We start from the raw sequence: 25,334 nt of genomic DNA on the forward strand, positions 1-25,334 counted from the left end.
AGGGAGGACCGGGAGAAGCAGGGGAAGAAGGCGAAGCCCTCCTTCCGCGCCCGGCCGCGGCGTAGCGTCGGCTCCGCGTGTCCCCCTCACCCCAGCGGCCACCGCCCCACCCCTCCGGCCGTCCGTCCCCGCGACGACGGCGCTGCGCGCCGGCCGTGACAGACCCCAGCACACCCACCAGGACCGGCGAACCACGTGAGCTCCTCTTCCTCCACCAGGCGCCTGCCGCACCCCCGGGTGCGGCAGGGGGACCGTGGCGCCTACCGGCTGGTGCGTACCCCGCCGACCAGACCGGATCCCCCTCGTCTGGACGCCGCACAGCGCTCCGTGGTTGACCACCGGGCCGGTCCGCTGCTCGTCCTCGCAGGTCCGGGCACCGGCAAGACCACCACGCTGGTCGAGTCCGTGGCCGCCCGGATCGCCCGCGGCCAGGACCCTGAGCGGATCCTGGTGCTCACGTTCAGCCGCAGGGCCGCCGTCGACGTGCGCGATCGCATGGCGCTGCGCACCGGCGCGGCCCACGTCCCGCAGGCGACCACCTTCCACTCGTTCTGCTACGCCCTGGTCCGCGCCCACCAGGCCGGCGAACTGTTCGTCGAGCCGATGCGGCTGTTGTCCGGACCCGAGCAGGACGTGGCCGTCCGCTCGCTGCTGGCCGGCCAGGTCGACCTGGAGCGGCTGGGCCTGGCGCACGTGCGCTGGCCGGACGAGCTGCGCGCCTGCCTGACCACCCGAGGCTTCGCCGACGAGGTCCGCGCGGTCCTCGCCCGCAGCCGCGAGCTGGGCCTCGGCCCCGACGCCCTGGCCGACTTCGCCCGCCGTATCGGCCGCCCCGACTGGCAGGCCGCGGCAGCCTTCCTGGCCGAGTACCTCGACGTCCTCGACCTGCGGGGCGTCCTCGACTACGCCGAACTGGTCCACCGCGCGGTACTCCTCGCCCGCCGCCCCGAGGTCGCCGAACAGCTCGCCGCGCGGTATGACGCGGTCTACGTCGACGAGTACCAGGACACCGATCCCGCCCAGGTACGGCTGCTGCGCGCGCTGGCTGGAGACGGCCGCACTCTGCTCGCCTTCGGCGACCCCGACCAGTCGATCTACGCGTTCCGGGGCGCGGACGTGAACGGCATCCTCCAGTTCCCGCAGACGTTCCCGCGCGCGGACGGCACTCCGGCGCCCGTGCGGGTCCTGCGCACCTCCCGGCGCTCGGGCGCCGCCCTGCTGGCCGCGACCCGGCTGCTGACCCGGCGGATGCCGCTCACCCGCCTGCCCGCCGACAAGGTCCGCGCCCACCGCGAGCTCACCCCGGTGCGCGACGGCGGCCGCGTCGAGGTCCACACGTACCCGACGGCGGGCACCGAGGTGGACAACATCGCCGACATCCTGCGCCGGGCGCACCTGGAGGACGGCGTCCCGTGGAGCGAGATGGCTGTCCTGGTACGTGCCGGCGCCCGCTCCATCCCGGGCCTCCGCCGCGCCCTGACGGCAGCCGGAGTGCCCCTGGACGTCGACGGCGACGACTTGCCGCTGCGCCATGAACCGGCGGTGGCGCCGCTGCTGACGGCGCTGCGGGCGGTGGCGACCGCGGAGACGATGCGGCGCTCGGAGAAAACGGAGAGAGCAGGGGAAGCGGGGGGAGCGGGGGAATCGGAGGAAGGGGTCGCCGAGGAGGCGGCCGACGCCGATGGGCCGGCCGCAAGTATCGGGGAGCAGGCTGTCGGCAGCGGGGAGCAGGCCGCCGTCACCGGGGAGCAGGCTGCTGGCAGTGGAGAAGGGGCCTTTGTCACCGGAGAGCAGGCCGCCGTAGCGCCGGCCCCGGAGCGGCCCGAAGCGGATCCGGAGGCGGACGCCTGCTGGCTGGACACCGAGACCGCGCTCACCCTCCTCGCCTCGCCGCTGGCGGGCATGGACGCCGCCGACCTGCGCCGCCTGGGCCGCGCCCTGCGCGAGGAGGAACGCGCCGCAGGCAACCCGCTGCCAGCGCCCTCGGACGAGCTGCTCGCGAGGGCGCTTGCGGAACCCGAGCGTCTGGTCGCTCACGACCCCACGTACGCGCGTGGCGCCCAGCGCCTCGGCGCGCTGCTCAGGAAGGCACGGGAACGCCTGGCGGGCGGAGGGACCGCCGAGGAGGCGTTGTGGGACCTGTGGGACGGCACACCGTGGCCGTCCCGCCTGGCACGGGCGGCCCGGCGCGGCGGCGCGGCGGGCCGCAACGCGGACCGCGACCTCGACGCCGTGTGCGCGCTGTTCGCGACCGCCGCCCGCGCGGAGGAGCGCACCGGCGGCCTGGGCGCCCTGAACTTCCTGGCCGAGATCGAGGCCGAGGACATCGCCGCCGACACGCTCACCCGGCGCGCCGTGCGCCCCGACGCCGTCCGGCTGATGACGGCGCACCGCTCCAAGGGCCTGCAGTGGCGCCTGGTCGTCGTCGCGGGCGTCCAGGAAGGCCTGTGGCCGGACCTGCGGCGCCGCGGCTCCCTGCTGGAGGCCGACCGCATCGGCCGCGACGGACTCGCCGCCCCGCTCACCCCCGGCGCGCTCCTCGCGGAGGAGCGGCGGCTGTTCTACGTGGCCGCCACGCGCGCGCGTGAACGCCTCGTGGTGACCGCGGTGAAGGCCCCCGCGGACGACGGCGACCAGCCCTCCCGCTTCCTCACCGAACTCGGTGTCGAACCCAGAGACGTCACCTCCCGCCCGCGCCGCCCGCTGTCGGTCGCGGCACTCGTCGCCGAGCTGCGTGCCACGACCGTCGACCCGCGCGCCTCCGCCCCCCTCCGGCAGGCCGCCGCGCACCGGCTGGCCCGGCTGGCCGCGCTCGCCGACGACGAGGGCCGTCCGCTGGTGCCCGCGGCCCACCCCTACCGCTGGTGGGGCATGGCCGACCCGACCGAGAGCAAGGTGCCGCTGCGCGACCGCGACCAGCCCGTGGCGCTGTCCGGCAGCGCCCTCGACCAGCTCGCCAACACCTGCGCCCTCCAGTGGTTCCTCAGCCGCGAGGTCAAGGCCGACGCCCCCGCGACCGCCGCCCAGGGCTTCGGCAACGTGGTGCACGTCCTCGCCGACGAGGTCGCCTCCGGGCGCAGCCCCGCCGACCTCGCGGTCCTCATGGAACGCCTGGAGACGGTGTGGAACGCGCTCGCCTTCGACGCGCCGTGGAAGTCGGCGCAGGAGAAGGAGCACGCGCGCGTGGCGCTGGAGCGCTTCCTGAACTGGCACGTCCTGGAGCGCGCCGGCCGCACCCCGGTGGCCGGCGAGCACGACTTCGACCTGACCCTGGAAGCGGGCGGCTACCAGGTGCGCATCCGCGGCTCCATGGACCGGGTGGAGGCCGACTCCGAGGGACGTGCCTACGTCGTCGACTTCAAGACCGGCAAGCAGGCGCCCACCGGGGCCGAGGTGGCCCGCCATCCGCAGCTGGCCGTCTACCAGCTCGCCGTCCGCGAGGGCGCCGTCGACGGGGTCTTCGACGGGGAACGCCCCGAGCCGGGCGGCGCCGAGCTGGTCCAGCTGCGCCAGGGCGCGGCCAAACGGGACGGCGGCGACGGCCTGCCCAAGGTGCAGACCCAGGAGCCGCTGGAGGGGGAATGGGCCGGCGAGCTGCTGGCCACCGCCGCCGGGAAGGTTCTTGACGAGCGGTTCACGCCGACGGCCGGGCAGCACTGCGCGCACTGCGCCTTCCGGGCGTCGTGCAGCGCGCGGCCGGAGGGGCGCCACATCGTCGAGTGAGCCGCGTGACGAACGGCACCACCCGTGCTGACCTGCGCGTCTTTCGACCTTGGCGGCCATCTGGCACGGATTGTCAGTGCCCGCCGCTAGCCTCTGTGAGGTGCCCGCCCGTATCACCGATCCCGAGCAGCTCAAGGAGCTCCTCGGGATTCCGTTCACCCCGGAGCAGACGGCCTGCATCATCGCGCCGCCGGCCCCGCAGGTGATCGTGGCCGGCGCCGGCTCCGGCAAGACGACCGTGATGGCGGCCCGCGTGGTGTGGCTGGTCGGCACCGGGCAGGTCGCCCCCGAGCAGGTCCTCGGGCTGACCTTCACCAACAAGGCCGCCGGCGAACTCGCCGAACGCGTCCGCAAGGCCCTGATCAGGGCCGGCGTCACCGACCCCGAGGCCATCGACCCCGACAACCCGCCGGGTGAGCCGCTGATCTCCACCTACCACGCCTTCGCCGGCCGTCTCCTGAAGGACCACGGACTGCGCATCGGGCTCGAACCCACCGCCCGCCTGCTCGCCGACGCCACCCGCTACCAGCTCGCCGCGCGCGTGCTGCGCGAGGCACCCGGCCCCTACCCGGCGCTGGCCCGCTCCTTCCCGGACCTGGTGAGCGACCTCCTGGCCCTCGACGCCGAGCTCGCCGAACACCTCGTACGCCCGGAGGACCTGAGCGCCTGGGACGCCGGGCTGCTGCGCTCCCTGGAAGGCGCCAAGCTCACCAACGCCGACCTGCGCAAGGTCCCGGAGACGGCCGCCGCCCGCCGGGAACTGGCCGAGCTGGTGCTCCGCTACCGGGCCGCCAAACGCGAGCGCGATCTGCTCGACTTCGGCGACCAGATCGCCCTGGCCGCACGGCTCGCCCGCCTGCCGGAGGTCGGTCGCGTCCTGCGCGAGGAGTTCCGGGTGGTCCTGCTCGACGAGTACCAGGACACCTCCGTAGCCCAGCGCATCCTGCTGGCCGGCCTCTTCGGCGACGGCACCGGCCACCCCGTCACCGCCGTCGGCGACCCCTGCCAGGCGATCTACGGCTGGCGCGGCGCCTCCGTCGCCAACCTCGACGACTTCCCCGAGCACTTCGCGCACGCCGACGGCCCCCCCGCCACCCGCCAGGCCCTCAGCGAGAATCGCCGCAGCGGCGGCCGCCTCCTCGACCTCGCCAACGGCCTCGCCGAACCCCTGCGCGCCATGCACGCGGGCGTGGAGGCCCTGCGCCCGGCCCCCGGCGCGGAACGTGACGGCCTGGTGCGCTGCGCACTGCTGCCCACCCACGCCGAGGAGATCGACTGGGTCGCCGACTCGATCGCCCACCTCGTGGGGACCGGGACGGCACCCGGCGAGATCGCCGTCCTGTGCCGTACGGCGGGCGACTTCGCCGAGATCCAGGGTGCCCTGGTCGCCCGTGACGTCCCGGTCGAGGTGGTCGGCCTGTCCGGGCTGCTGCACCTGCCCGAGGTCGCCGACCTCGTCGCCGTCTGCGAGGTCCTTCAGGACCCCGGCGCCAACGCCGCGCTGGTACGGCTGCTGACCGGCCCGCGCTGGCGCATCGGCCCGCGCGACCTCGCGCTCCTGGGCCGCCGGGCGAGGCTGCTCGTCGCCCACGCGCGCGTGGACGCCGCCGACGACCCCGACAGCCGGCTCGCCGAGGCCGTCGAGGGCGTCGACCCGGCCGAGGTGATCTCGCTCGCGGACGCCCTCGACACCTTCCTCGAAACGCCCCTGGACGGTGCCCGGGACGACGACCGGCTGCCGTTCTCCCCGGACGCGCGCGTGCGGTTCGCCAGGCTCGCCGCCGAACTGCGCGACCTGCGGCGTTCGCTGTCCGACCCGCTGATGGACGTCCTGCACCGCGTCCTGGCCGTCACTGGTCTGGAGGTGGAGCTGTCGGCCTCCCCGCACGCCCTGGCCGCCCGCCGCCGCGAGACCCTGGCGAACTTCCTGGACATCGCCGCCTCCTTCGCCGCGAACGAGAGCGAGGCGAGCCTGCTGGCCTTCCTCGGCTTCCTGCGCACCGCCGCCCAGTACGAGAAGGGCCTCGACAACGCGCTGCCCGGCGGCGAGAACACCGTCAAGGTGCTCACCGCGCACAGGTCCAAGGGCCTGGAGTGGGACGTTGTCGCCGTCCCCGGCCTGGTCACCGGCACCTTCCCCAGCGGGCAGGGCCGGGAGAAGTGGACCAGCCAGGGCAAGGTGCTGCCGCACGCCCTGCGCGGCGACGCCGACACCCTCCCCGACATCGACGGCTGGGACGCGCGCGGCATGAAGGCCTTCCACGAGGCTATGAAGGACCACCAGCACACCGAGGAACTCCGCCTCGGATACGTCACCTTCACCCGCCCCCGCTCCCTGCTCCTCGGCTCCGGCCACTGGTGGGGCCCGAGCCAGAAGCGGCCCCGCGGCCCGTCCGCGTTCCTTCAGGCCCTGTACGACCACTGCGCCGCCGGCCACGGTGAGATCGAGGCCTGGGCGGACGAGCCCGGTGAGGACGAGGAGAACCCGGCCCTGCACCGGGCCACCGCCGACCAGGTGTGGCCCCTGCCGCTGGACGAGGCCGCCCTGGCCCGCCGCCGTGAGGCCGCCGCGATCGTCCTCGCCCACCTGGAGGACCTCGCCACCGGCGCTGACGGCCACCCGGAGGCCACGCACGACCCCACGTCCCACGACGACCCCGACTGGCCCGCGGCACCGCAGGACGACGCACTTCCACACGACGAGGCACTTCCGCGCGACGACGCGCCTCCGTACGACGACGAGCCGCCCTTCGGCGAGGAGGACCCCTTCGGAGAGGACGACCTCTTCGAAGACGACAACCCCTTCGAGGGGGACACCGACGACTGGGACTCCTGGAGCGGCGACCGTCCGACCGTCCCGCACCAGGCGCCCCCGCCCGACCACCACCCCGCGCCCCCGCCCGCACGCGAGCACTCGGAGCGCCCCGACCCGGACCGTGCACCCGGATCCAGCCCCCTCGTCCCGGAGGAGGCCCGCATGGTCGCCTCCTGGGACCGGGACCTCGAAGCGCTGACCGGAGAACTCCGGCGCGCCCGGCAGAGCGTCACCGACGTACCGCTACCGACGACCCTGACCGCGTCGCAGCTGCTGCACCTGGCCGCCGACCCCGACGGGTTCGCGCGGGAACTCGCGCGCCCCATGCCGCGCCCCCCGCAACCGGCCGCACGCCGTGGCACCCGCTTCCACGCCTGGGTGGAATCCCGCTTCGAAGAGCTGACGCTGCCCATGCTGGAGCCCGGGGAACTGCCCGGTGGCGACGCCGAGATCGCCGACGAACGCGACCTCGAAGCCCTCAAGGAGGCCTTCGAACGCACCCCGTACGCCCGCCGCACGCCCCACCGCGTCGAAGCGCCCTTCCAGCTCGCCCTCGCCGGCCGTGTCGTCCGGGGCCGGATCGACGCCGTCTACAAGGAGGGCGACGGCGAGCGGGCGACGTACGAGATCGTGGACTGGAAGACGCTCCGCTCCCGCACGGCGGACCCGCTCCAGCTCGCCGTGTACCGGCTGGGCTGGGCCGAGCAGCGGGGCATCCCCCTGGACCGTGTCACGGCCGCGTTCGTCTACGTACGCACCGGCGAGGTGGTGCGGCACGACGACCTCCCGGGCCGTGCCGAGCTGGAACGGCTGCTGACGGAGGAGCCGCAGCCCGAGCAGCGGTGTGACGAACCGCCCGAACGGGAAGCCACCGCGGGCCGATAGGCTCGGAGCCATGAGCCAGACCCCGGACAGCGCCGTCCGTACGTACATCGAGCAGCACCGCACCGCCTTCCTCGACGACCTCGCCGAATGGCTGCGCATCCCGTCCGTGTCGGCCCAGCCCGACCACGCGCCCGATGTACGGCGCAGCGCCGACTGGCTCGCCGGCAAACTCCAGCAGACCGGTTTCACCACCACCGAGGTCTGGCAGACCCCGGGCGCCCCCGCCGTCTTCGCCGAGTGGCGCTCCGACGACCCCGAGGCCCCCACGGTCCTCGTCTACGGCCACCACGACGTCCAGCCCGCCGCCCGCGAGGACGGCTGGGACAGCGAGCCCTTCGAGCCCGTCGTCCGCGAAGGACGCCTCTACGCGCGCGGGGCGGCCGACGACAAGGGCCAGGTGTTCTTCCACACACTCGGCGTCCGCGCCCACCTCGCCGCCACCGGCCGCACCGCCCCGGCGGTGAACCTGAAGCTGCTGATCGAGGGCGAGGAGGAGTCCGGCTCCCCGCACTTCCGGGCGCTCGTCGAGGAGCACGCGGAGCGCCTGGCCGCCGATGCGGTGATCGTCTCCGACACCGGCATGTGGTCCGCGGACACCCCCACGGTGTGCACCGGAATGCGCGGCCTCGCCGAGTGCGAGATCCGGCTGTACGGACCCGACCAGGACATCCACTCCGGCTCCTTCGGCGGCGCGGTGCCCAACCCGGCGACCGCCGCGGCCCACCTCGTCGCCGCCCTGCATGACGAGCACGCGCGCGTGGCCGTCCCCGGCTTCTACGACGGCATCGTGGAACTCACCGACCGGGAGCGCCGGCTTTTCGCCGAGCTGCCGTTCGCCGAGGAGCAGTGGCTGCGCACCGCCAAGTCGTACGCCACCCACGGCGAGGCCGGGTACACCACCCTGGAGCGCATCTGGGCCCGCCCCGCCGCCGAGGTCAACGGCATCGGCGGCGGCTACCAGGGTCCCGGCAGCAAGACGATCATCCCCTCCACGGCGATGGTCAAGCTGTCGTTCCGCCTCGTCGCCGGCCAGGACCCCGACCACATCGAGAAGGCCGTCCGCGCCTGGGCCGCCGAGCAGGTGCCCGCGGGGATACGGCACGAGATCGTGTTCGGCGCTGCCACGCGCCCGTGCCTGACGCCGCTGGACCACCCGGCCCTGCAGTCCGTGGTCCGCGCCATGGGCCGCGCCTTCGAGGCTCCCGTCCGCTTCACCCGCGAGGGCGGCTCGGGCCCGGCCGCCGACCTCCAGGAGGTGCTCGGCGCGCCCGTCCTCTTCCTGGGCATCTCCGTCCCCTCCGACGGCTGGCACGCGCCGAACGAGAAGGTCGAGCTCGACCTCCTGCTCAAGGGCGTCGAGACCAGTGCGTACCTGTGGGGCGACCTCGGGGAGCACTGGCACGATGCGCCCTGACGGGCGCCCACCGGCCCGGGCGGTGTCGTGCCGGGCGCACACTGGTAAGGCCGTCCCGTGCCCCCAGGCCCCGCCGGACGCGGACGCCTCCTGCCGAACGTCCCGCTGAACCGCCGCCGAAACAACCGTTGCACCGGGGGAGTTGGAAGCACCCGTGACCACCTGGACCGACCACACCGCCGACCGACCCATCTCGCTCACCGCGCCCAGCGGCATCGACCGGGCCGCCCACCACCGGCTCGACGAGGCCTGGCTCGCCGCGGCGTGGAGCCACCCCTCGACGCGCTGCTTCGTGGTCTCCGGCGGTCAGGCCCTGATCGACGAGACACTCGACGGCCGGACCGAACTGGTCACGACGCCCTCCTTCGAGGCGCCCCTCACCGAGGCGCACCGCTACTTCCTCGGCACGGACGCGGAGGGCGTCAGATACTTCGCCCTGCAGAAGGACTCCCTGCCCGGCCGCATGGACCAGTCCGCCCGCCCGGCCGGCCTGCGCGAGGCCGGCCTGCTGCTGTCACCCCGGGACGCCGGCCTGATGGCGCACGCGGTGGCCCTGGAGAACTGGCAGCGGCTGCACCGCTTCTGCTCCCGCTGCGGTGAGCGCACCGTGATCGCCGCGGCCGGACACATCCGCCGCTGCCCGGCCTGCGGCGCCGAGCACTACCCGCGCACCGACCCCGCCGTGATCATGGCGGTCACCGACGACGAGGACCGCATCCTGCTCGGCCGCCAGGTGCACTGGCCCGAGGGCCGCTTCTCCACGCTCGCCGGCTTCGTCGAGCCCGGGGAGTCCATCGAGCAGTCGGTGCGCCGCGAGGTCCACGAGGAGGTGGGCGTCACCGTCGGCGAGGTCGAGTACGTCGCCAGTCAGCCCTGGCCGTTCCCCTCCAGCCTCATGCTGGGCTTCATGGCACACGCCACCTCGACCGAGATCGCCGTCGACGGCGACGAGATCCACGAGGCCCGCTGGTTCTCCCGCGAGGAACTGCGCGCGGCCTTCGAGTCCGGCGAGGTCCTGCCGCCCTACGGCATCTCCATCGCGGCCCGGCTCATCGAGCTCTGGTACGGCAAGCCGCTCCCGACGAGGAGCGCCGTCTGAGGCGCTCGGACGACGAGAAGGCGGCCTTCCCGGGGATGCCGGGGAGGCCGCCTTCGGCGTCTGTCGTGCGGTGTGCCGCGATCAGGCGCCGACCTTCTCCTTGACCTGGGCCAGCGACGGGTTCGTGAGAGTCGAACCGTCCGGGAAGAGCACGGTGGGAACCGTCTGGTTTCCGCCATTGGCCTTCTCGACGAAGTCCGCGGACTCCGGGTCCTGCTCGATGTTGATCTCGGTGTACGCGATGCCCTCGCGGTCCATCTGGCTCTTCAGCCGGCGGCAGTAGCCGCACCACGTGGTGCTGTACATCGTCACAGTGCCCGGCATGTCTCTCGCGCTCCTTCGGCGGCTCGGGGACGTATTCGTCGCAGGGAAGGAACGTACGCCATCGCTCCGGCATTCCCACCGGGGGTATCCGGCAGGGCGTGACGCGCGGCACGAGGACCCGCGGCACGAGGACGCGCGGCATTAGTACGACCGCGGGGGCTGCCTGTGGACAACCGGCTCATGCGTCCCACGGCGACCTGGCAGCATGGCTGTGTGACAGCAGCAACGCACTCCCCGCTCTTCCCTCGGGTCCCGGACTCCGCCGACGCGGTGCTCGACGGGCTGGACCCCGAGCAGCGCGAGGTGGCCACCTCTCTTCAGGGGCCGGTGTGCGTCCTGGCGGGCGCCGGCACGGGCAAAACCCGGGCGATCACCCACCGCATCGCCTACGGAGTGCGCGCGGGTGTCCTCCAGCCCTCCAGCGTGCTGGCCGTCACCTTCACCAACCGTGCCGCGGGGGAGATGCGGGGCCGACTGCGCCAGCTCGGCGCGCACGGCGTGCAGGCCCGCACCTTCCACTCCGCCGCCCTGCGGCAGTTGCAGTACTTCTGGCCGAAAGCGATCGGTGGCGCCATGCCCCGGCTCGTCGACCGCAAGATCCAGCTCGTCGCGGACGCGGCCGCCGCCTGCCGCATCCGCCTGGACCGGGGCGAGCTGCGGGACGTCACCGCCGAGATCGAGTGGTCCAAGGTCACCCAGACCGTCCCGGCCGACTACGCCCTCGCGGCCGCGAAGGACGGCCGCACCGCCCCCCGCGACCCGGCCGAGATCGCCCAGCTGTACTCGGTGTACGAGGACCTCAAGCGGGACCGCTCGGTCATCGACTTCGAGGACGTCCTGCTGCTGACCGTCGCCGTCCTCCAGGACCGGGCCGACGTCGCCGAACAGGTCCGCGCCCAGTACCAGCACTTCGTGGTGGACGAGTACCAGGACGTCTCCCCGCTCCAGCAGCGCCTGCTGGAGCTGTGGCTGGGCGACCGCGACAGCCTGTGCGTCGTAGGCGACGCCAGCCAGACGATCTACTCCTTCACCGGAGCGACCCCCGACCACCTGCTCGACTTCCGCACCCGTCATCCCGGCGCCACCGTCGTCAAGCTGGTCCGCGACTACCGCTCCACCCCGCAGGTCGTCCACCTCGCCAACGGACTGCTCGCCCAGGCCCGGGGCAGGGCAGCCGACCACCGGCTGGAACTGGTCTCCCAGCGCGCCTCCGGCCCCGAGCCCGCCTACTCCGAGTACACCGACGAGCCCGCCGAGGCCGAGGGGGCCGCCCACCGCATCCACGACCTCATCGCCTCCGGCGTCCCGGCGAGCGAGATCGCCGTCCTGTTCCGGACGAACGCCCAGTCCGAGACCTACGAGCAGGCCCTGGCCGACGTCGGCGTGCCCTATCAGCTGCGCGGCGCCGAGCGCTTCTTCGACCGGCCCGAGGTGCGCAAGGCCGGCGTCGCCCTGCGGGCCGCCGCACGTTTCGGCGGCAACGACTCCCTCCTCGACGACGCCGTCGACCTGCCCTCACAAGTGCGTGCCGTGCTGTCCGGGGAGGGCTGGACTCCGCAGCCGCCGGCCGGCTCCGGCGCGGTCAGGGAACGCTGGGAGTCGCTGGCCGCCCTCGTGAACCTCGCCCGGGACTTCGCCGCCGCCCGGCAGGGCGCGACGCTCGGCGACCTCGTGGCGGAACTCGACGAACGGGCGAACGCCCAGCACGCCCCGACGGTCCAGGGCGTCACCCTCGCCTCCCTGCACTCGGCCAAGGGCCTGGAGTGGGACGTCGTCTTCCTGGCCGGCGTCGCCGAGGGCATGATCCCCATCACCTACGCCAGAACCGACGAACAGATCGAGGAGGAGCGCCGCCTCCTCTACGTGGGTGTCACCCGCGCCCGCGAGCGGCTGCACGTCTCCTGGTCGCTGTCCCGCTCGCCCGGCGGCCGTCCCAGCCGCCGCCCCAGCCGCTTCCTCGACGGGCTGCGCCCCGGCTCGGCCGGTGCCGCGGGCCGCACCGCGCCCGGCGGCTCAGGGGGCATCGAGCGCGGCTTCACCGCGGCCGTGGGGACGCGGGAAGCGCCCGTCCCGCGGCGCACGCAGCGCACCCCGGCCCGGTGCCGGGTCTGCGGCCGCACGCTCACCGAGGCCGGCGAGATGAAGCTGATGCGCTGCGAGGGCTGCCCCTCCGACATGGACGAGGGCCTGTACGAGCGGCTGCGCGAGTGGCGGGCGGGCCAGGCGGGACGCAGCGGGCAGCCCGCCTTCTGCGTCTTCACCGACAAGACCTTGATGGCGATCGCCGAGGGCGTTCCGGACGACGAGCGCGAACTGGCGCGCATCCCCGGAGTGGGGATGCGCAAGCTCCGCCGGTACGGATCGGATGTTCTCGCCATCTGCGCAGGCCGGGAGCCCGCGGGAGAAGGGATCGAGGACTGACCGAGGACTGACCGAGGACTGAGGGGAACTCGTCAGAAAAATAGTTTGCGTACCCGCCGTCCGTCCCCATAGGTTCTTGGTCACGGGAACGGTGGCCTTCCTGAGGCCCTGATTCCGTGTTCTACTTGCATATCCGTACGGACTGGCTCACCCCAGTCCCCCAGACGCCGAGAGGAGGCGAGCCCAGTGATCACTATCAAGACCAGCTCCATCAGCACCGCCAAAATGACCGATCGCTCGGTCGTCTCCCTGTGCATGCTCGGCGCCTTCAACCAGGGCACCGGTCTGTCCGGCATCGCTGCCGCGCGTCCGGAGTCCTTTATGTCCCTCGCGGGTCTTCCCGTCCGTGAGCGTGACGAGCGACCGACCAAGGCACTGGAAGCAGTAGCGGCACAGGCACAGGCCTATGCCGTTCAGGCGGCCGGTGCCGGTAACCGGGAGCAGACGAAGCAGCACCACCTGACGTGGGCCTTCCGTGGGCCAGAACCCTGGAGTGATCCAGCCTGATCGCCGATCAGGCCGGCGCCTTCAGGGCCGCGGAACCCCATCCGGGATCCGCGGCCCTTCTGTTTTCCCCGAACGGGGACAGCGAAGCGAAGGGGCCTCGGGACAAGACAAACCCGGTAGCCAGCCGACACCCGGCCGACCGGCCGACCCGAACAGACGAGGAAGACGAACCGTGCAACTCGAAGCGCACGTCCCGTCCGTACCGCCTTCCGACACGATCCCCAAGCCTGGTCTCACGGAGGACCCCGCCTTGACCCCGCTCACCGCGCTCACCGCGCTCGACGACGCCATCGAGAACCTCGGCGTGCCCGTCCCGTGCCGCTCCTACGACCCGGAGGTCTTCTTCGCCGAGTCGCCGGCGGACGTGGAGTACGCCAAGTCCCTCTGCCGCACCTGCCCGCTGATCGAGGCCTGCCTCGCCGGCGCCAAGGAGCGGCGTGAGCCCTGGGGCGTCTGGGGCGGCGAGCTGTTCGTCCAAGGTGTCGTCGTCGCCCGGAAGCGGCCGCGTGGCCGCCCGCGGAAGAACCCGGTCACGGCATGAACACCGCAGGAACGATCGACCGCCCCCTCACGCACGACCCCCAGAAGCAGGCCCCGATGAAGCCGTCCGCCAGCGAGCCCGCAGGCTCCGCAACTGAAGACGTCACCACCACCGGCGCGAACGACTCGCGTCAGAACAGGAACCGAGAGATGCAACTCATCCCAGAAGCGCTGGCTCGTGCGCATATGCACGAGCGGCTGCACGAGGCGGAGAGGGAACGCCAGGCCGTACGCCTGGCGGCCGCCCGCCGGATGCAGCGCCGCGCCGAGCGCGCCTCGCTGCGCGCCCGCCGCGCGCTCGCCATGGCAGTGATGCACTGACCCACAACGCTGTTCCCCACCGCCAGGCGGTGGCCTCCCGGCCCGGGAGGCCGGAACTCTCCCCGCGGGGGCCGGTCCGTCCGAACGGACCGGCCCCCGCGGTGCGTTGTTCCCGCCGATCAGCGGCCCGGCGGTATGGTCGCGGAGTGACGAGTCTTCCCGGAGGCACGAACCACGCGAGCGCGGCCCACGCGGGTACGGCGCACCACGGCACGGACCGCGACGGCATGGACCGCGACGGCGAGAGCGCGGAGCGTCCCACCCTGGTGTGCGCGCGCTGCGGCACCCCGGCCGAGGGCCAGCCGCCCACCTGGACCTGCTCCGTGGAGAACGGCGCCCGGCGCTACTTCTGCGACGCCTGCTCCCGCGAGAACCTCCGCTCGATCGAGGGGCGCCTGGACTCCGCCTGGTGGTAGTCCCCCCGCGTGCTCACGCCTCGGCGGCCGACTGCTCGTCGTCCGGCTCCTCGCCTTCCGGACGGGCGGCGAAACCCGGCAGCCACTCCTCCAGCTCCTCCCGCAGCCGCACCGTGGCACCCAGCTGGCACAGCACACCGATGGTGCTGAGCGTGACCCGGTGGATGAGCAGGTACGACGGGGGCAGATTGAGCTGCTTGCCCAGTTGGTAGGCGGGGGAGCGGGGATCGGCGATCCGGGCCGCCTGACTGCGCATCCAGCCGCGGGTGAAGGTGAACTCCTCCACCTGGGCCGGTTCGATGATCGGCAGGAGGTAGTCGAGGACGGCGTCCGGGTCCAGCTCGACGGACTCCTTCACGAAGCCCTCCGTGGAGAGCATCTCGTAGACCGCTTCCGCCTCTCCGTCGAGCGCCATGCGCAGGGCTGAGCCGATGGGCGTCGGCAGGCCACCGGGAAGGCGGTCGACGGTACCGAAGTCCAGGACGCCCAGGCGCCAGTCGTCCTCGCCCTCCGGTCCGCCGGGCAGAAGACGGAAGTTGCCGGGGTGCGGGTCGGCGTGCAGCAGGCCGGTGCGGGCCGGGCCGGAGAACAGGAAGCGGGCCAGCAGCTGGCCGGCGCGGTCGCGCTGGGCCTGGGTGCCGTCCGCGATCACCTCGGACAGCGGAACACCGTCCATCCACTCGGTGACCAGGACCTGGTCGCGCTGGTGGACGACCGCCGGGACGACGACGTCCGGGTCGTCGGCGAACTCCTCGGCATGAGCCTGCTGGGCCTGCGCCTCCAGTCCGTAGTCCAGCTCCTCGGAGACGCGGTCCTTGAGCTCGGCGATCAACGGCTTGATGTCCACGCCGGGAACCAGCGGCCCCAGCAGACGGGCGAAACGGCTCAACTGGGTCAGGTCGGATACGAGGGCCTCACCGGCGCCGGGGTACTGCACCTTGACCGCGACCTCGCGGCCGTCGTGCCATACCGCCCGGTGCACCTGCCCGATCGAGGCCGCCGCGGACGGCTTGTCCTCGAACTCCTCGAACAGCTCGCGCCAGTGCGCCCCGAGCCGCTCCTTCAGTACGGAGTGCATCGTGCGCGTCGGCATCGGCGGCGCCGCCTCCTGGAGCTTGGTCAGCGCCACCCGGTAGGGGCCGGCGACCTCCTCGGGGAGCGCCGACTCGAAGACGGACAGCGCCTGCCCGAACTTCATCGCCCCGCCCTTGAGCTCGCCGAGCACCTTGAACAACTGCTCGGCCGTGCGTTGCTGCAGCTCACGGCCGACGAGATCGGCGGACTCGCCGACGATCCGTTTGCCGAGTCCCCAGGTCGCTCTCCCGGCGAAACCGAGCGGGAGCGCGGCGAGCTTGGCGGTCCGGGTGACCGCCTTCCGGGGAAGATCAGACATGCGCCCTCCAAGTCCCAGCAAGCCGCGCCGCGTCTGCCCGACGGCAGGGCGTCGATGACGGCCGTTGCCCAGCCATTGTCGCGCGTGCCTCCCCGTTCTTTGAGGCGCGCTCCCTCTCGGCTCTCCCGGCCGCGCCGCACGGACAGGACGGATGCGGCCACACCGGTCGCGCGCGCCAGTTCAGGCCGGGCAGCGACACCTCCCAGCGGGCGCCCGCGCTGGAGGGCGACTCCCCGTCCAGGAAGGCGAGCGCGTGCGCGGCCGACAGGGCGGCCACGGTCGCGGCGAGAGCCAGATCACACGAACGTACGTGACGTGGCCTGCCCGAGCGCCACTGCGCCACCAGACGCGGCCACGTCCCGTCCCGGTCCGTGCGGTCCCGGTGCAGGCAGTCGGCGCAGCCGGTCTCGCCGGGCAGGACGAGCGGGCCCACGACGCCCGTGCCCTCCACCACCCCGGCGTACAGATGAGGGGTGCCGGACTCGATCAGGGCGGCGGCCGCGGACGGGTCGGGCGCGTGCACGGCGATGTCGTCCCGCGGGGCGAGGACCACCAGGGCGAATCCCCGCTCCTCCCGCTCGGGCTGCGTCCGGGGGGTGCGGCGGACCGGGCGGTCCGGGGCCGCCGCCCGCACGGCCCGCCGCGCCGCGGTGTCCCGGCGCGCGCCGACGGTCTCGGCGGACAGCCCGCCCGGGGCGACGTCCCACGGCTCCACACAGCCGCCGTCGCGCACGTCGACCTCGCCGACCCCCGCCCCGGACAGCAGCGCGGCCAGGACGGCGCCCACCCGGCCCGCGCCTTTGACCTGCACACGCGCCTCACGTCTGGCGGCGAGGCGTTCCATCGCCTCGCCCGGTTCGCGCGTGATCAGGGAGAGGGAGGCGAGATCGGGCCCCAGCCGGTCCACGGCCTCCTTCCGCTCTCTCAGCGCGCCCGCCGCCGCGCCGCCGCCCCGGGCGTCGTCCAGGAGCCCGGCCTGGGCCAGCCGCTCCACCAGACGGTCGACATGGCCGTCGGGCAGATCCATACGGCGCGCCTCCTCCCGCAGCAGCGGCAGTCCGCGCGTGCCGTTGAGCAGGTCCAGGAAACTGCCCGTCGCGGTGTCCAGCGGGCCCAGTGTCATTGCGTGCGCGGGAGTCATCCCGAACTGCACGGTGCCGAGATCACGCCAGCCGCGCCTGAGCGCGGGTTTCACCATCGGATGCATGCGAGCCCCCGTAGCCCGAAGAAGGAGAAGCATCGAAAACGAAGGAAACGAAGGAAACGAACGAAGCGAAGGGAAGGGAACGAAGGAAGCGAAGAAAGGCATCGAAACGCCCTCGTGCGCCGGTGGAGCCGGTCCGAGCCGCCACCGACGACTGCCACGACTGCCAGCATGCCCGGCCCGGACAGCGGGTGCCGGAAGTTGTCCACAGGCGGTGGGTACTCGTCGTACGAATCGGACCCTCGGTGGGGGATCTGCACGGAACCGTTCCGGGCCCGGGACTTCTCGTCCCCGCACCCGGTAACGTCGGGGCGTGTCCGCCGACCCACTGAACCGTGCCGGAACGCCACAGCGCGGCAAGACCAGCCGGCCGCCGGAGAGCGAGGCGGCGAGCGAGATCGAGGTCCGCAGGAGCGCCCGGCGCCGCCGGACGGTCTCCGCGTACCGCGAGGGCGGTCGCACCGTCGTGCTCATCCCCGCCCGGATGTCCGAGGCGGAGGAGCGGCGCTGGGTGAGCGTCATGCTCGACAAGCTGGCCGCCCAGGAGAGCCGGCGGGCGCTCGGCGACACGGAGCTGGCCGAACGCGCCGAGCGGCTGTCCGCCCAGTACTTCGACGGCCGTGCCCGGCCCGCCTCGGTCCGCTGGGTCACCAACCAGAACACGCGCTGGGGCTCGTGCACCCCGGCGGAGGGCAGCATCCGTCTCTCCCACCGTCTTCAGGGGATGCCCGAGTACGTCGTCGACTACGTACTGCTGCACGAGCTGGCCCATCTGCTCGTCCCCGGACACGGCCCCGACTTCTGGCGGCTGCTGGAGGCGTACCCGCGCACCGAGCGGGCCCGGGGCTACCTGGAGGGGGTGGCCGCGGCCGCGCGGCTGCCGCATCCGCCGGGAACGCGCGGCGAGTGACAGGGCCGCCGGGGGCGTCCGGTACCGCCGGACTGTGTTTGTGTACCGGGTCTGTACCGACTTCGTCCGGTGTCGGAGTTTGCCGTTAGCCTGGCGCGACGCACTCGCATTCGGGACGGGGGACGGTCGTTACGCATGCCCAGGGAATTCCAGCGCGGCCACAAGGCCAGGATCAGTGACCTGACCGCGGGGACGGATCTGTACGTAGGCGTGCAGATCTCGGCACCCGGACTGACCGTCGACATCAGCTGCTTCGGGCTGGACGCCGACGAACGCCTCTCGGACGACCGTTACTTCGTCTTCTTCAACCAGCCGAAGTCCCCCGAGGAGGCCATCCAGCTGCTGGGCGCTCAGGCAGGCGACACGGAGTCCTTCCGGGTCACGCTGGAGAAGATCCCGCCGCACATCCGGAAGCTGTCGTTCACGGCCGCCGTCGACGGTGCCGGGCAGATGTCGCAGATCGAGTCCGGGTACCTGCGCATCGTGGCGGGCGGCGAGGAGGTGGCCCGGTACGCGTTCGACGGCTCGGAGTTCTCCACCGAACGGGCCGTGATGCTGGGCGACTTCTACGTCAAGGACGTGTGGCGGTTCGCGGCCGTCGGCCAGGGCTTCGACGGGGGCCTCGAGGCGCTGCTGAAGAACTTCGGCGGCGAGGTCCTGGAAGAGGAGGAGGGCTCCGCCGCGGGCCAGGACCCGCAGCCCGGTGCCGCTTCGGGCTTCGCCCCGCCCGCCCAGGCCACCGCGCCCCCGGAGTTCGCCGTCCCCTCCGGGCCGGCCGCACCGGCCCCTCCCGCTCCCGCTCCGGTCGCTCCCGCTCCGGTCGCCCCTGCTCCACTCCCGGCCGCCCCCGCGCCGCCACCCGCCGCGCACGGCTTCACGCCGCCCCCGGGAGCCACCCCGCCGCCCCCGCCCCCGGCGCCGGGTCCCGCGCCCTCGGTGCACGCGGCGCCGACGATCATCGCCCCCCTGACCCCGCCCGGCGGCCCGGTCCCGCCGCCCGCCCCGGCACCCATGCCCTACGGGCAGCCGCCGTACGGCCAGGCACACGGTCAGACCCCGCCCCCGCCACCCGCCCAGTACCAGGCACCGCAGGCCCCGCCCCCGCCTCCCGGCTACGGTCACCAGCCGCCGTTCGGCCAGGTCCCCGGCCGGCCCGCGCCCTACGGAGCGCCGCAGACCGCTCCCCAGGCCGCCGGAGTGTCCGCCGCGCTGAACCTGTACAAGGAGGCGCCCACCGGCCGGCGCTGGACCCTGCAGAACAGCAAGCTGGTCCGCGCCGACCTCGGCACGGAAGGCGGCCGGCCCGTGCTGGCCCGGCAGGGCAGCATGGTGCTCTACCAGGGCAAGGTCGACTTCACCTACAAGGGCGCCGGCTTCGCGGGTCGGATCACGGGCAACGTCACGGGCCAGGAGATGCAGCTGATGCGCTGCACCGGCCAGGGCCAGGTGTTCTTCGCCGAGAACTCCACCCATCTGCATCCGGTCGAGCTCCAGGGCGACGCGATCTGCGTCTCCGCCGAGAACGTGCTCGCCTTCGACGAGAGCCTGGAGTACGAGGTCCGCCGCGTCGAAGGACACGGCATCCCCGGCGGCGCCCTGTTCACGATGCAGTTCCAGGGCACCGGCACGATCGTCGTCAAGACGCACGGCACACCGGTCGTCCTGCCCGTGACGCCGACGACGTTCGTCGACTCCAACGCCGTGGTCGCCTGGTCGGCCGCCGCCCAGGTGATCGTCTCCAGCCAGGTGCGGATGCGCCGCAACGCCTACCCGGGCGACACCGGAGAGGGCGTCAACCTCCAGTTCCGCGCAGCCCCCGGCAATTTCGTCGTCGTCCAGCCCTACGAGGTCTGAGGGAGCCCGTCATGAACCAGCCGCTCGCGGGTTACGCCCCCGCACCCGTCACCGCGCGCATGGAGAACCACGGCAGCCACATGCTGAAGGTCGCCATGCAGACCGGGAACGACCTCTTCGCGCGCGTGGGCTCGATGGTCGCCTACGAGGGCTTCATCCAGTACGAGCCCAGCCCCTCGGCCGTGCGCCAGATCGCGCGCGACTGGGTCACCGGCGAGGGCGCCCCCCTGATGAAGTGCACCGGTGACGGACTGCTCTACCTCGCCGACTACGGAGCCAACGTCGTCGTCATGAACCTCGGCGGTGACGCGATCTCCGTCAACGCCACCAACCTGCTGGCCTTCGACGCCGGCCTGACCTGGGGCGTCGAGCGGGTCAAGGGGCTGGCGAAGTTCGCCGGGCAGGGCCTGTGGAACACCAGGATCTCCGGACAGGGCTGGGTGGCGCTGACCTCCTGGGGCGAGCCGATCGTCGTCGACTGCGGCGAGGGCGAGAACGAGACCTATGTCGACCCGGACGCCCTCGTCGCCTGGTCGCCGAACCTGAAGGTGAAGGGCAAGCGCAGCTTCAGAGCGCAGTCCCTGATCGGCCGGGGCAGCGGAGAGGCCTACCAGATGGCCTTCTCCGGTCAGGGCATCGTCGTCGTACAGCCCAGCGAGGACAGCACCGACCGCCTGCGGACGCGCGGCTGAGGGGGAGACAGGAGACCATGCAGAGCCCGCTTTTCGCCTTCAACGAAGCCCAGACGCAGGAGCGCTGGAGCCTGCAGAACAAGCAGATGCTGCGCGTCACCCTGGAGGGCCACGACGACATCCTCGCCCGCAAGGGCGCGATGGTCGCCTACCAGGGCATGATCGAGTTCGACGCCGAGTACCAGACCGGCAGCCAGGCACGCACGCGCGCGTACACCGGCGAGGGCCTTGACCTGATGCGCTGCCACGGACAGGGCACGGTCTACCTCGCCAACCTCGCCCAGTACGTGCACATCATGGACGTCGAACAGGACGGCCTGACCGTCGACAGCAGCTATGTGCTGGCGATGGACTCCTCGCTGTACCACGAGGCCGTCGCCGTCGACAGCATGTACGGCATCTCCGGCTCGGGGAAGTACCAGCTGAACATCACCGGCCACGGCAGGGTCGCACTGATGACCTCCGGTGCGCCGCTGCTGATGCAGGTGACGCCGGACAAGTACGTCAACTGCGACGCAGACGCGATCGTCGCCTGGTCCACCGGCCTGCGCGTACAGATGCAGGCCCAGACGCACTCCACCGGCGTGTGGCGGCGCCGCGGCAACACCGGCGAGGGCTGGGAGCTCAGCTTCATGGGCAGCGGCTACGCGCTCGTCCAGCCCAGCGAGCTGCTGCCGCCGCAGAACGCGGTGATCGGGCAGGGCCTCGCCGCGCAGTTCGGCATGGGGCAGCAGGGGGCGCGGGGACAGAACCAGGGGAACGTCTGGGGCTGAGCCGAGGCCACGGGCAGGGGCGACCACCACCGGTGGTCGCCCCTCGCATGGTCAGAGCACGGTCAGAGCCTGGCGCGCGTCGCCTCCAGCAGGCGGACGACCGACTTGTCCGCCACGTCCGGCACGTCGTCGTAGGCGAACCAGCGCAGGTCCAGGGACTCGTCGCTGATGGCCGCGACCGCCCCGCTCGGCGCGAGCGCGGCGTACTGGACGTCGAGATGCCACGCGCACGGCGTGTGGTGGCGGTCGAGGCGGACGGGACCGCCGGGCAGCAGGACCAGCCCCTCGATGCCCGACTCCTCGGTCGCCTCGCGCAGGGCGGCGTCAGCCAGCGTGGCGTCCTCCGGCTCGCAGTGGCCGCCCATCTGGAGCCACATGCGCAGCTTCCTGTGGAGGGTCAGCAGCACCCGGCCGCGCTCCGGGTCGATCACCAGGGCGCTCGCCGTGATGTGCCCGTCCGCGCAGGCCTTCCACAGGCCGTCCGGACGCGTCTGCAGGTGTTCCAGGTAGAGCGGGCGCAGATCCTCCTGCTCCCCGTACTCCCGCAGGACGAGGACCGCGTCGTCGTGGAGGCTCACTCGGTGTTGTCGCCCTTGCGGTTCTCGGCGTCCTTGTCGTCTTCGGTGGTCCCGGTGGTCTCGGTCTTCTTGTGCAGGTCCGGCTTCGGCGCGGAACCGCCCGCCGCCTCGCCGAGCATCCTGTCCAGCTCGGAGAAGTCCATCTGCTCGCGGTGCACGAAGCCGTCCGGGTCGTCCAGGTCGGCGGCGGTGGGCAGCATGTCCGGGTGCGCCCACAGGCCGTCGCGGCCCTCCACCCCGCGCGCGTCGGTGAGCGAGGCCCACAGACGGGAGGCGTCCCGCAGCCGGCGCGGGCGCAGCTCCAGGCCGATCAGCGTGGCGAACGTCTGCTCGGCCGGGCCGCCCGAGGCCCGGCGGCGGCGCAGCGTCTCGCGCAGCGCGTCGGCGGACGACAGACGCGGCTTGGCCGCCGCGTGCACCACGGCGTCCACCCAGCCCTCGACAAGGGCCAGAGCGGTCTCCAGGCGGGCCAGGGCGGCCTTCTGCTCCGGGGTGTCCTCCGGCTGGAACATGCCCTGCTGGAGGGCGTCCTGCAACTGCTCGGGGTTCTGCGGGTCGAACTGGCCGACCACGTCCTCCAGCTTGGCGGTGTCGACCTTGATCCCGCGCGCGTACCCGTCGACCGCGCCGAACAGGTGCGAGCGCAGCCACGGCACATGCGAGAACAGGCGCTGGTGGGCGGCCTCGCGCAGGGCGAGGTACAGCCGCACCTCCTCCTTGGGCACGCCCAGGTCCTTGCCGAACGCCTCGATGTTCAACGGCAGCAGCGCGGCCCTGCCGGCCGGGCCGAGCGGCAGACCGATGTCGGTCGAGCCGACGACCTCGCCGGCCAGCACGCCGACGGCCTGGCCGATCTGCGTGCCGAACATGGCGCCGCCCATGGAGCGCATCATGCCGATCAGCGGGCCGGCCATGGCCTGCATCTCCTCCGGCAGCACGTCGCCCATGGCGGCGCCGACCCGCTCGGCGACCGGGTCGACGAGCTCCTGCCACGCCGGCAGGGTGGCCTCGACCCACTCCGCGCGGGACCACGCCACCGCGGAGCCGGCGCCGGACGGCAGGGACGTCACGTCGTCCAGCCACAGGTCGGCGAGCCGGACGGCGTCCTGGACCGCGGTGCGCTCGGCGGGACCGACGCTGGCGTCCTTGGTGCCGTCGGAGGTGCCCTGGGAGACCGTCTGGCGGGCGATCTGCTTGGCCATGTCCCAGTTCACCGGCCCGCCCTCGTAGGAGAGCATCTGGCCGAGCTGCTGGAACGCCGCGCCCAGGTCGGTGCGGTTCAGCGAACCGAACATGGCTGCGAGCGGATTGTCGGCGCCGGGCCCGCCAAAGCCTCCGGCTCCGGGCAGTCCGAAACCGAACGGGTTGGCCGGTCCCTGCTCACCGCCGCTCTGCTGGTCCTTCTTCTTGCCCTCGTCGCCGTCGTCCGGCTCCTCCGGCGGAAGGCCGAATCCGAATGGGGTGTCACTCACGGGGTTCCTCGGCTGGTAAGGCCACCGGTTCTCTCCGGCGGCGCGGCTGCCCGACAACACCACCCAGCGTAGACACCGCGAGCGGTTCGGGCCTCGGTGCTTCGCCGACAGAACGCCTGCGGCAGGATGGATGCCACCTGGTACGTACGCGTCATTCGCGCCCGTATGTGAAGACAACCGCTGGAGACGCCCGGTGAGTTCCCCAGATCCACAGGTTCGCGCAGCGCGAAACCACGAGAGCACTCCCGCCGCGCGCGGGCCCGTCGTCGCGGTCACCGGAGCCGCCCGCGGGATCGGCGCGCTGCTCACCGAGCGGCTGGCAGAGTCCGCCGAGGTCAGGCAGGTCATCGCCATCGACGAGCGGCGCGGGGAGTGCGCGGCGGCGCAGTGGCACATCCTCGACGTGCGGGATCCGGTGATCGCGGAGAAGCTGCGCGGCGCGGACGTCGTGGTGCATCTGGCGCTCGACCTCGACCTGGAGACCGATTCGGCCGCCCGGACGGCGTACAACGTCCGGGGGACGCAGACCGTGCTGACCGCGGCGGCGGCGGCCGGGGTGCACCGCGTGGTGCTGTGCACCTCAGCGATGGTCTATGGGGCGCTGCCGGACAACGAGCTGCCGCTGTCGGAGGATGCGGAGCTGCGGGCGACCGCCGAGGCGACCGGGGTCGGGGACCTGCTGGAGATCGAGCGGCTGGCGCGGCGCGCGCCGCGGGCGCACCCCGGGCTGAACGTCTCCGTGGTCCGGCCCGCGGTGCTGGTCGGCGGCACGGACACCGCGCTGACCAGGTACTTCGAGTCGCCGCGCCTGCTGGTCGTGGCCGGGTCGCGGCCCGCGTGGCAGTTCTGCCACGTGGAGGACCTGTGCAGCGCCCTGGAGTACGCCGTGCTGGAGAAGGTCGACGGGGAGCTGGTCGTCGGGTGCGACGGGTGGCTGGAGCAGGAGGAGGTCGAGGAGCTCAGCGGGATCCGCCGGATGGAGCTGCCGTCGGCGGTCGCGCTGGGGGCGGCGGCCCGGCTGCACCGGATCGGGCTCACGCCGTCTCCGGCGGGGGACCTGGCGTACACGATGTACCCGTGGGTGGTGAGCGGCAGCCGGCTGCACGACGCCGGATGGCGGCCGCGGTGGACCAACGAGGAGGTCCTCGAGGCGCTGCTGGAGGAGGTGTCCGGGCGGCACACGGTCGCCGGGCGGCGCCTGGGCCGCAAGGACGCGACGGCGGCGGGGGCGGCCGGGGCGACGGTGGCCCTGCTGGGCGCGGCGGCGGTGGTGCGGCGGGCCCGGAAGGCACGCCGACGCTGAGAGGCAAACCGCGAGGCCTTTCGGACGCGGCCGTCCCCGTATGAGGCAGTCCCTGTACGAGGCACCCCCCTGTACCAGGCACGTCCTGTAGGACACTCCGAACCCGCACGCGCGCGTGCGGGGTGATCGCGCTATTCCCCGGCCTTCCGCGTGTGCGGCACGATGGACGCATGGCAGCCACCAACGATCATCCCGGCGAGTACGCCGCCGAGGACCCCATCAAGCTGATCGGCGTCAGGGAGACCCCGCTTTCCCTGGACGAGGTGTTCAAGGCGCTCGGGGACGACGCCGCCGGCGGGACCGCGCTGTTCGTGGGGACCGTGCGGAACCACGACGGGGGCGCGGGTGTCGACGCGCTCGGGTACTCCTGCCATCCCAGCGCGGAGGCGGAGATGCGCCGGGTCGCCGAGAAGGTCGCCGCCGGGTACCCGGTCCGGGCGCTGGCGGCCGTGCACCGTGTGGGGGACCTGCAGGTGGGGGACCTCGCCGTCGTCGTCGGGGTGTCGTGTCCGCATCGGGGCGAGGCCTTCGAGGCCTGCCGGAAGCTGATCGACGACCTCAAGCACGAGGTGCCGATCTGGAAGCACCAGAGGTTCTCGGACGGTACCGAGGAATGGGTCGGCGCCTAGCTCGCCGGCGTCCGGCGCTCGGAGACCCGTCGCCGCAGTTCCGGTTGCGTAACCGAACCCC

At 73.0% G+C, this 25,334-nt stretch carries 20 protein-coding genes; 15 read left to right on the forward strand and 5 right to left on the reverse strand.

What is annotated here, in order from left to right:
* Positions 1 to 195 precede the first annotated feature (195 nt).
* The 4 genes from ACIQFZ_RS02195 to nudC all read left to right on the forward strand — a co-directional run bounded on the left by ACIQFZ_RS02195 (position 196) and on the right by nudC (position 9,936).
* The gene (locus tag ACIQFZ_RS02195) at positions 196 to 3,723 is read left to right on the forward strand and encodes an ATP-dependent helicase (protein WP_402690408.1); all 3,528 of its coding nucleotides are present in this window, start codon (positions 196 to 198) and stop codon (positions 3,721 to 3,723) included.
* Positions 3,724 to 3,823: 100 nt separating this feature from the next.
* The gene (locus ACIQFZ_RS02200; RefSeq protein ID WP_402690409.1) at positions 3,824 to 7,423 is read left to right on the forward strand and encodes a UvrD-helicase domain-containing protein; all 3,600 of its coding nucleotides are present in this window, start codon (positions 3,824 to 3,826) and stop codon (positions 7,421 to 7,423) included.
* A gap of 10 nt (positions 7,424 to 7,433) precedes the next feature.
* On the forward strand, positions 7,434 to 8,837 hold the full coding sequence (locus ACIQFZ_RS02205; protein ID WP_402690410.1) for a dipeptidase: 1,404 nt from the start codon (positions 7,434 to 7,436) through the stop codon (positions 8,835 to 8,837).
* Between the two features lie 154 nt (positions 8,838 to 8,991).
* Positions 8,992 to 9,936 (forward strand): NAD(+) diphosphatase, encoded by a 945-nt coding sequence (gene nudC / locus ACIQFZ_RS02210; protein WP_365433231.1) that lies wholly within the window; start codon positions 8,992 to 8,994, stop codon positions 9,934 to 9,936.
* Positions 9,937 to 10,017: 81 nt separating this feature from the next.
* On the opposite strand, the gene ACIQFZ_RS02215 is transcribed toward nudC, so the two are convergent.
* Positions 10,018 to 10,260 (reverse strand): mycoredoxin, encoded by a 243-nt coding sequence (locus tag ACIQFZ_RS02215; RefSeq protein ID WP_141358602.1) that lies wholly within the window; start codon positions 10,258 to 10,260, stop codon positions 10,018 to 10,020.
* Between the two features lie 213 nt (positions 10,261 to 10,473).
* Here ACIQFZ_RS02215 and ACIQFZ_RS02220 point away from each other — a divergent pair, with 213 nt between their 5' ends.
* From ACIQFZ_RS02220 to ACIQFZ_RS02240, 5 genes are all read left to right on the forward strand, one after another.
* Positions 10,474 to 12,681, forward strand: coding sequence for an ATP-dependent DNA helicase UvrD2 (locus ACIQFZ_RS02220; protein ID WP_383057026.1), 2,208 nt, complete (start codon positions 10,474 to 10,476; stop codon positions 12,679 to 12,681).
* 186 nt (positions 12,682 to 12,867) lie between these two features.
* On the forward strand, positions 12,868 to 13,188 hold the full coding sequence (locus ACIQFZ_RS02225; RefSeq protein WP_365433224.1) for a hypothetical protein: 321 nt from the start codon (positions 12,868 to 12,870) through the stop codon (positions 13,186 to 13,188).
* A gap of 172 nt (positions 13,189 to 13,360) precedes the next feature.
* Positions 13,361 to 13,729, forward strand: coding sequence for a WhiB family transcriptional regulator (locus ACIQFZ_RS02230; protein WP_141358597.1), 369 nt, complete (start codon positions 13,361 to 13,363; stop codon positions 13,727 to 13,729).
* The gene (locus ACIQFZ_RS02235) at positions 13,726 to 14,049 is read left to right on the forward strand and encodes a hypothetical protein (protein WP_361414421.1); all 324 of its coding nucleotides are present in this window, start codon (positions 13,726 to 13,728) and stop codon (positions 14,047 to 14,049) included. The genes ACIQFZ_RS02230 and ACIQFZ_RS02235 overlap by 4 nt, the downstream gene beginning before the upstream one ends.
* Before the next feature lie 227 nt (positions 14,050 to 14,276).
* Positions 14,277 to 14,465: a hypothetical protein gene (locus ACIQFZ_RS02240; protein WP_402690458.1), complete on the forward strand. Its 189-nt coding sequence runs from the start codon at positions 14,277 to 14,279 to the stop codon at positions 14,463 to 14,465.
* Positions 14,466 to 14,478: 13 nt separating this feature from the next.
* On the opposite strand, the gene ACIQFZ_RS02245 is transcribed toward ACIQFZ_RS02240, so the two are convergent.
* Positions 14,479 to 15,858 carry an AarF/ABC1/UbiB kinase family protein gene (locus ACIQFZ_RS02245; RefSeq protein ID WP_365424851.1) on the reverse strand — a complete coding sequence of 460 codons (1,380 nt, stop codon included), beginning with the start codon at positions 15,856 to 15,858 and terminating at the stop codon, positions 14,479 to 14,481.
* Positions 15,851 to 17,065, reverse strand: coding sequence for a TOMM precursor leader peptide-binding protein (locus ACIQFZ_RS02250; RefSeq protein ID WP_383057028.1), 1,215 nt, complete (start codon positions 17,063 to 17,065; stop codon positions 15,851 to 15,853). Before ACIQFZ_RS02250 ends, ACIQFZ_RS02245 begins: the two co-directional genes overlap by 8 nt.
* Positions 17,066 to 17,375: 310 nt before the next feature.
* On the opposite strand from ACIQFZ_RS02250, the gene ACIQFZ_RS02255 reads away from it, so the two are divergent.
* The 4 genes from ACIQFZ_RS02255 (at position 17,376) to ACIQFZ_RS02270 (ending at position 21,291) form a co-directional block, all read left to right on the forward strand.
* Positions 17,376 to 17,972, forward strand: a complete 597-nt coding sequence (locus tag ACIQFZ_RS02255) for a M48 family metallopeptidase (protein WP_365424854.1) — start codon at positions 17,376 to 17,378, stop codon at positions 17,970 to 17,972.
* Positions 17,973 to 18,107: 135 nt separating this feature from the next.
* Positions 18,108 to 19,826 (forward strand): TerD family protein, encoded by a 1,719-nt coding sequence (locus ACIQFZ_RS02260; RefSeq protein WP_365424855.1) that lies wholly within the window; start codon positions 18,108 to 18,110, stop codon positions 19,824 to 19,826.
* 11 nt (positions 19,827 to 19,837) lie between these two features.
* Entirely contained in the window at positions 19,838 to 20,518 is a 681-nt protein-coding gene (locus ACIQFZ_RS02265; protein WP_402690411.1) for an AIM24 family protein, read from the forward strand.
* Between the two features lie 17 nt (positions 20,519 to 20,535).
* A complete protein-coding gene (locus tag ACIQFZ_RS02270) occupies positions 20,536 to 21,291 on the forward strand; it encodes an AIM24 family protein (RefSeq protein WP_365424859.1) in 756 nt (251 codons plus the stop codon).
* Between the two features lie 62 nt (positions 21,292 to 21,353).
* On the opposite strand, the gene ACIQFZ_RS02275 is transcribed toward ACIQFZ_RS02270, so the two are convergent.
* Positions 21,354 to 21,869 (reverse strand): NUDIX hydrolase, encoded by a 516-nt coding sequence (locus ACIQFZ_RS02275; RefSeq protein WP_365424861.1) that lies wholly within the window; start codon positions 21,867 to 21,869, stop codon positions 21,354 to 21,356.
* Complete coding sequence (locus ACIQFZ_RS02280) at positions 21,866 to 23,341, reverse strand: zinc-dependent metalloprotease (RefSeq protein ID WP_402690412.1); 1,476 nt, start codon at positions 23,339 to 23,341, stop codon at positions 21,866 to 21,868. Before ACIQFZ_RS02280 ends, ACIQFZ_RS02275 begins: the two co-directional genes overlap by 4 nt.
* 193 nt (positions 23,342 to 23,534) lie before the next feature.
* Between ACIQFZ_RS02280 and ACIQFZ_RS02285 the strand changes: the two genes are divergently transcribed.
* Both ACIQFZ_RS02285 and ACIQFZ_RS02290 read left to right on the forward strand, forming a co-directional pair.
* Complete coding sequence (locus tag ACIQFZ_RS02285; protein WP_365424865.1) at positions 23,535 to 24,644, forward strand: SDR family oxidoreductase; 1,110 nt, start codon at positions 23,535 to 23,537, stop codon at positions 24,642 to 24,644.
* A gap of 170 nt (positions 24,645 to 24,814) precedes the next feature.
* Positions 24,815 to 25,273: a molybdenum cofactor biosynthesis protein MoaE gene (locus ACIQFZ_RS02290; RefSeq protein WP_365424867.1), complete on the forward strand. Its 459-nt coding sequence runs from the start codon at positions 24,815 to 24,817 to the stop codon at positions 25,271 to 25,273.
* The last annotated feature ends 61 nt before the right edge of the window (positions 25,274 to 25,334 follow it).

The organism is Streptomyces sp. NPDC093064 (assembly GCF_044754605.1).
Taxonomy (GTDB): Bacteria; Actinomycetota; Actinomycetes; order Streptomycetales; family Streptomycetaceae; genus Streptomyces.

Excerpts from the sequence above, each read along its gene's own strand:
- ACIQFZ_RS02205 (WP_402690410.1), top strand. The coding sequence starts at position 7,434 with ATGAGCCAGACCCCGGACAGCGCCGTCCGTACGTACATCGAGCAGCAC.
- ACIQFZ_RS02215 (WP_141358602.1), bottom strand. The coding sequence starts at position 10,260 with ATGCCGGGCACTGTGACGATGTACAGCACCACGTGGTGCGGCTACTGC.
- ACIQFZ_RS02235 (WP_361414421.1), top strand. The coding sequence starts at position 13,726 with ATGAACACCGCAGGAACGATCGACCGCCCCCTCACGCACGACCCCCAG.
- ACIQFZ_RS02240 (WP_402690458.1), top strand. The coding sequence starts at position 14,277 with ATGGACCGCGACGGCGAGAGCGCGGAGCGTCCCACCCTGGTGTGCGCG.
- ACIQFZ_RS02245 (WP_365424851.1), bottom strand. The coding sequence starts at position 15,858 with ATGTCTGATCTTCCCCGGAAGGCGGTCACCCGGACCGCCAAGCTCGCC.
- ACIQFZ_RS02250 (WP_383057028.1), bottom strand. The coding sequence starts at position 17,065 with ATGCATCCGATGGTGAAACCCGCGCTCAGGCGCGGCTGGCGTGATCTC.
- ACIQFZ_RS02260 (WP_365424855.1), top strand. The coding sequence starts at position 18,108 with ATGCCCAGGGAATTCCAGCGCGGCCACAAGGCCAGGATCAGTGACCTG.
- ACIQFZ_RS02265 (WP_402690411.1), top strand. The coding sequence starts at position 19,838 with ATGAACCAGCCGCTCGCGGGTTACGCCCCCGCACCCGTCACCGCGCGC.
- ACIQFZ_RS02270 (WP_365424859.1), top strand. The coding sequence starts at position 20,536 with ATGCAGAGCCCGCTTTTCGCCTTCAACGAAGCCCAGACGCAGGAGCGC.
- ACIQFZ_RS02290 (WP_365424867.1), top strand. The coding sequence starts at position 24,815 with ATGGCAGCCACCAACGATCATCCCGGCGAGTACGCCGCCGAGGACCCC.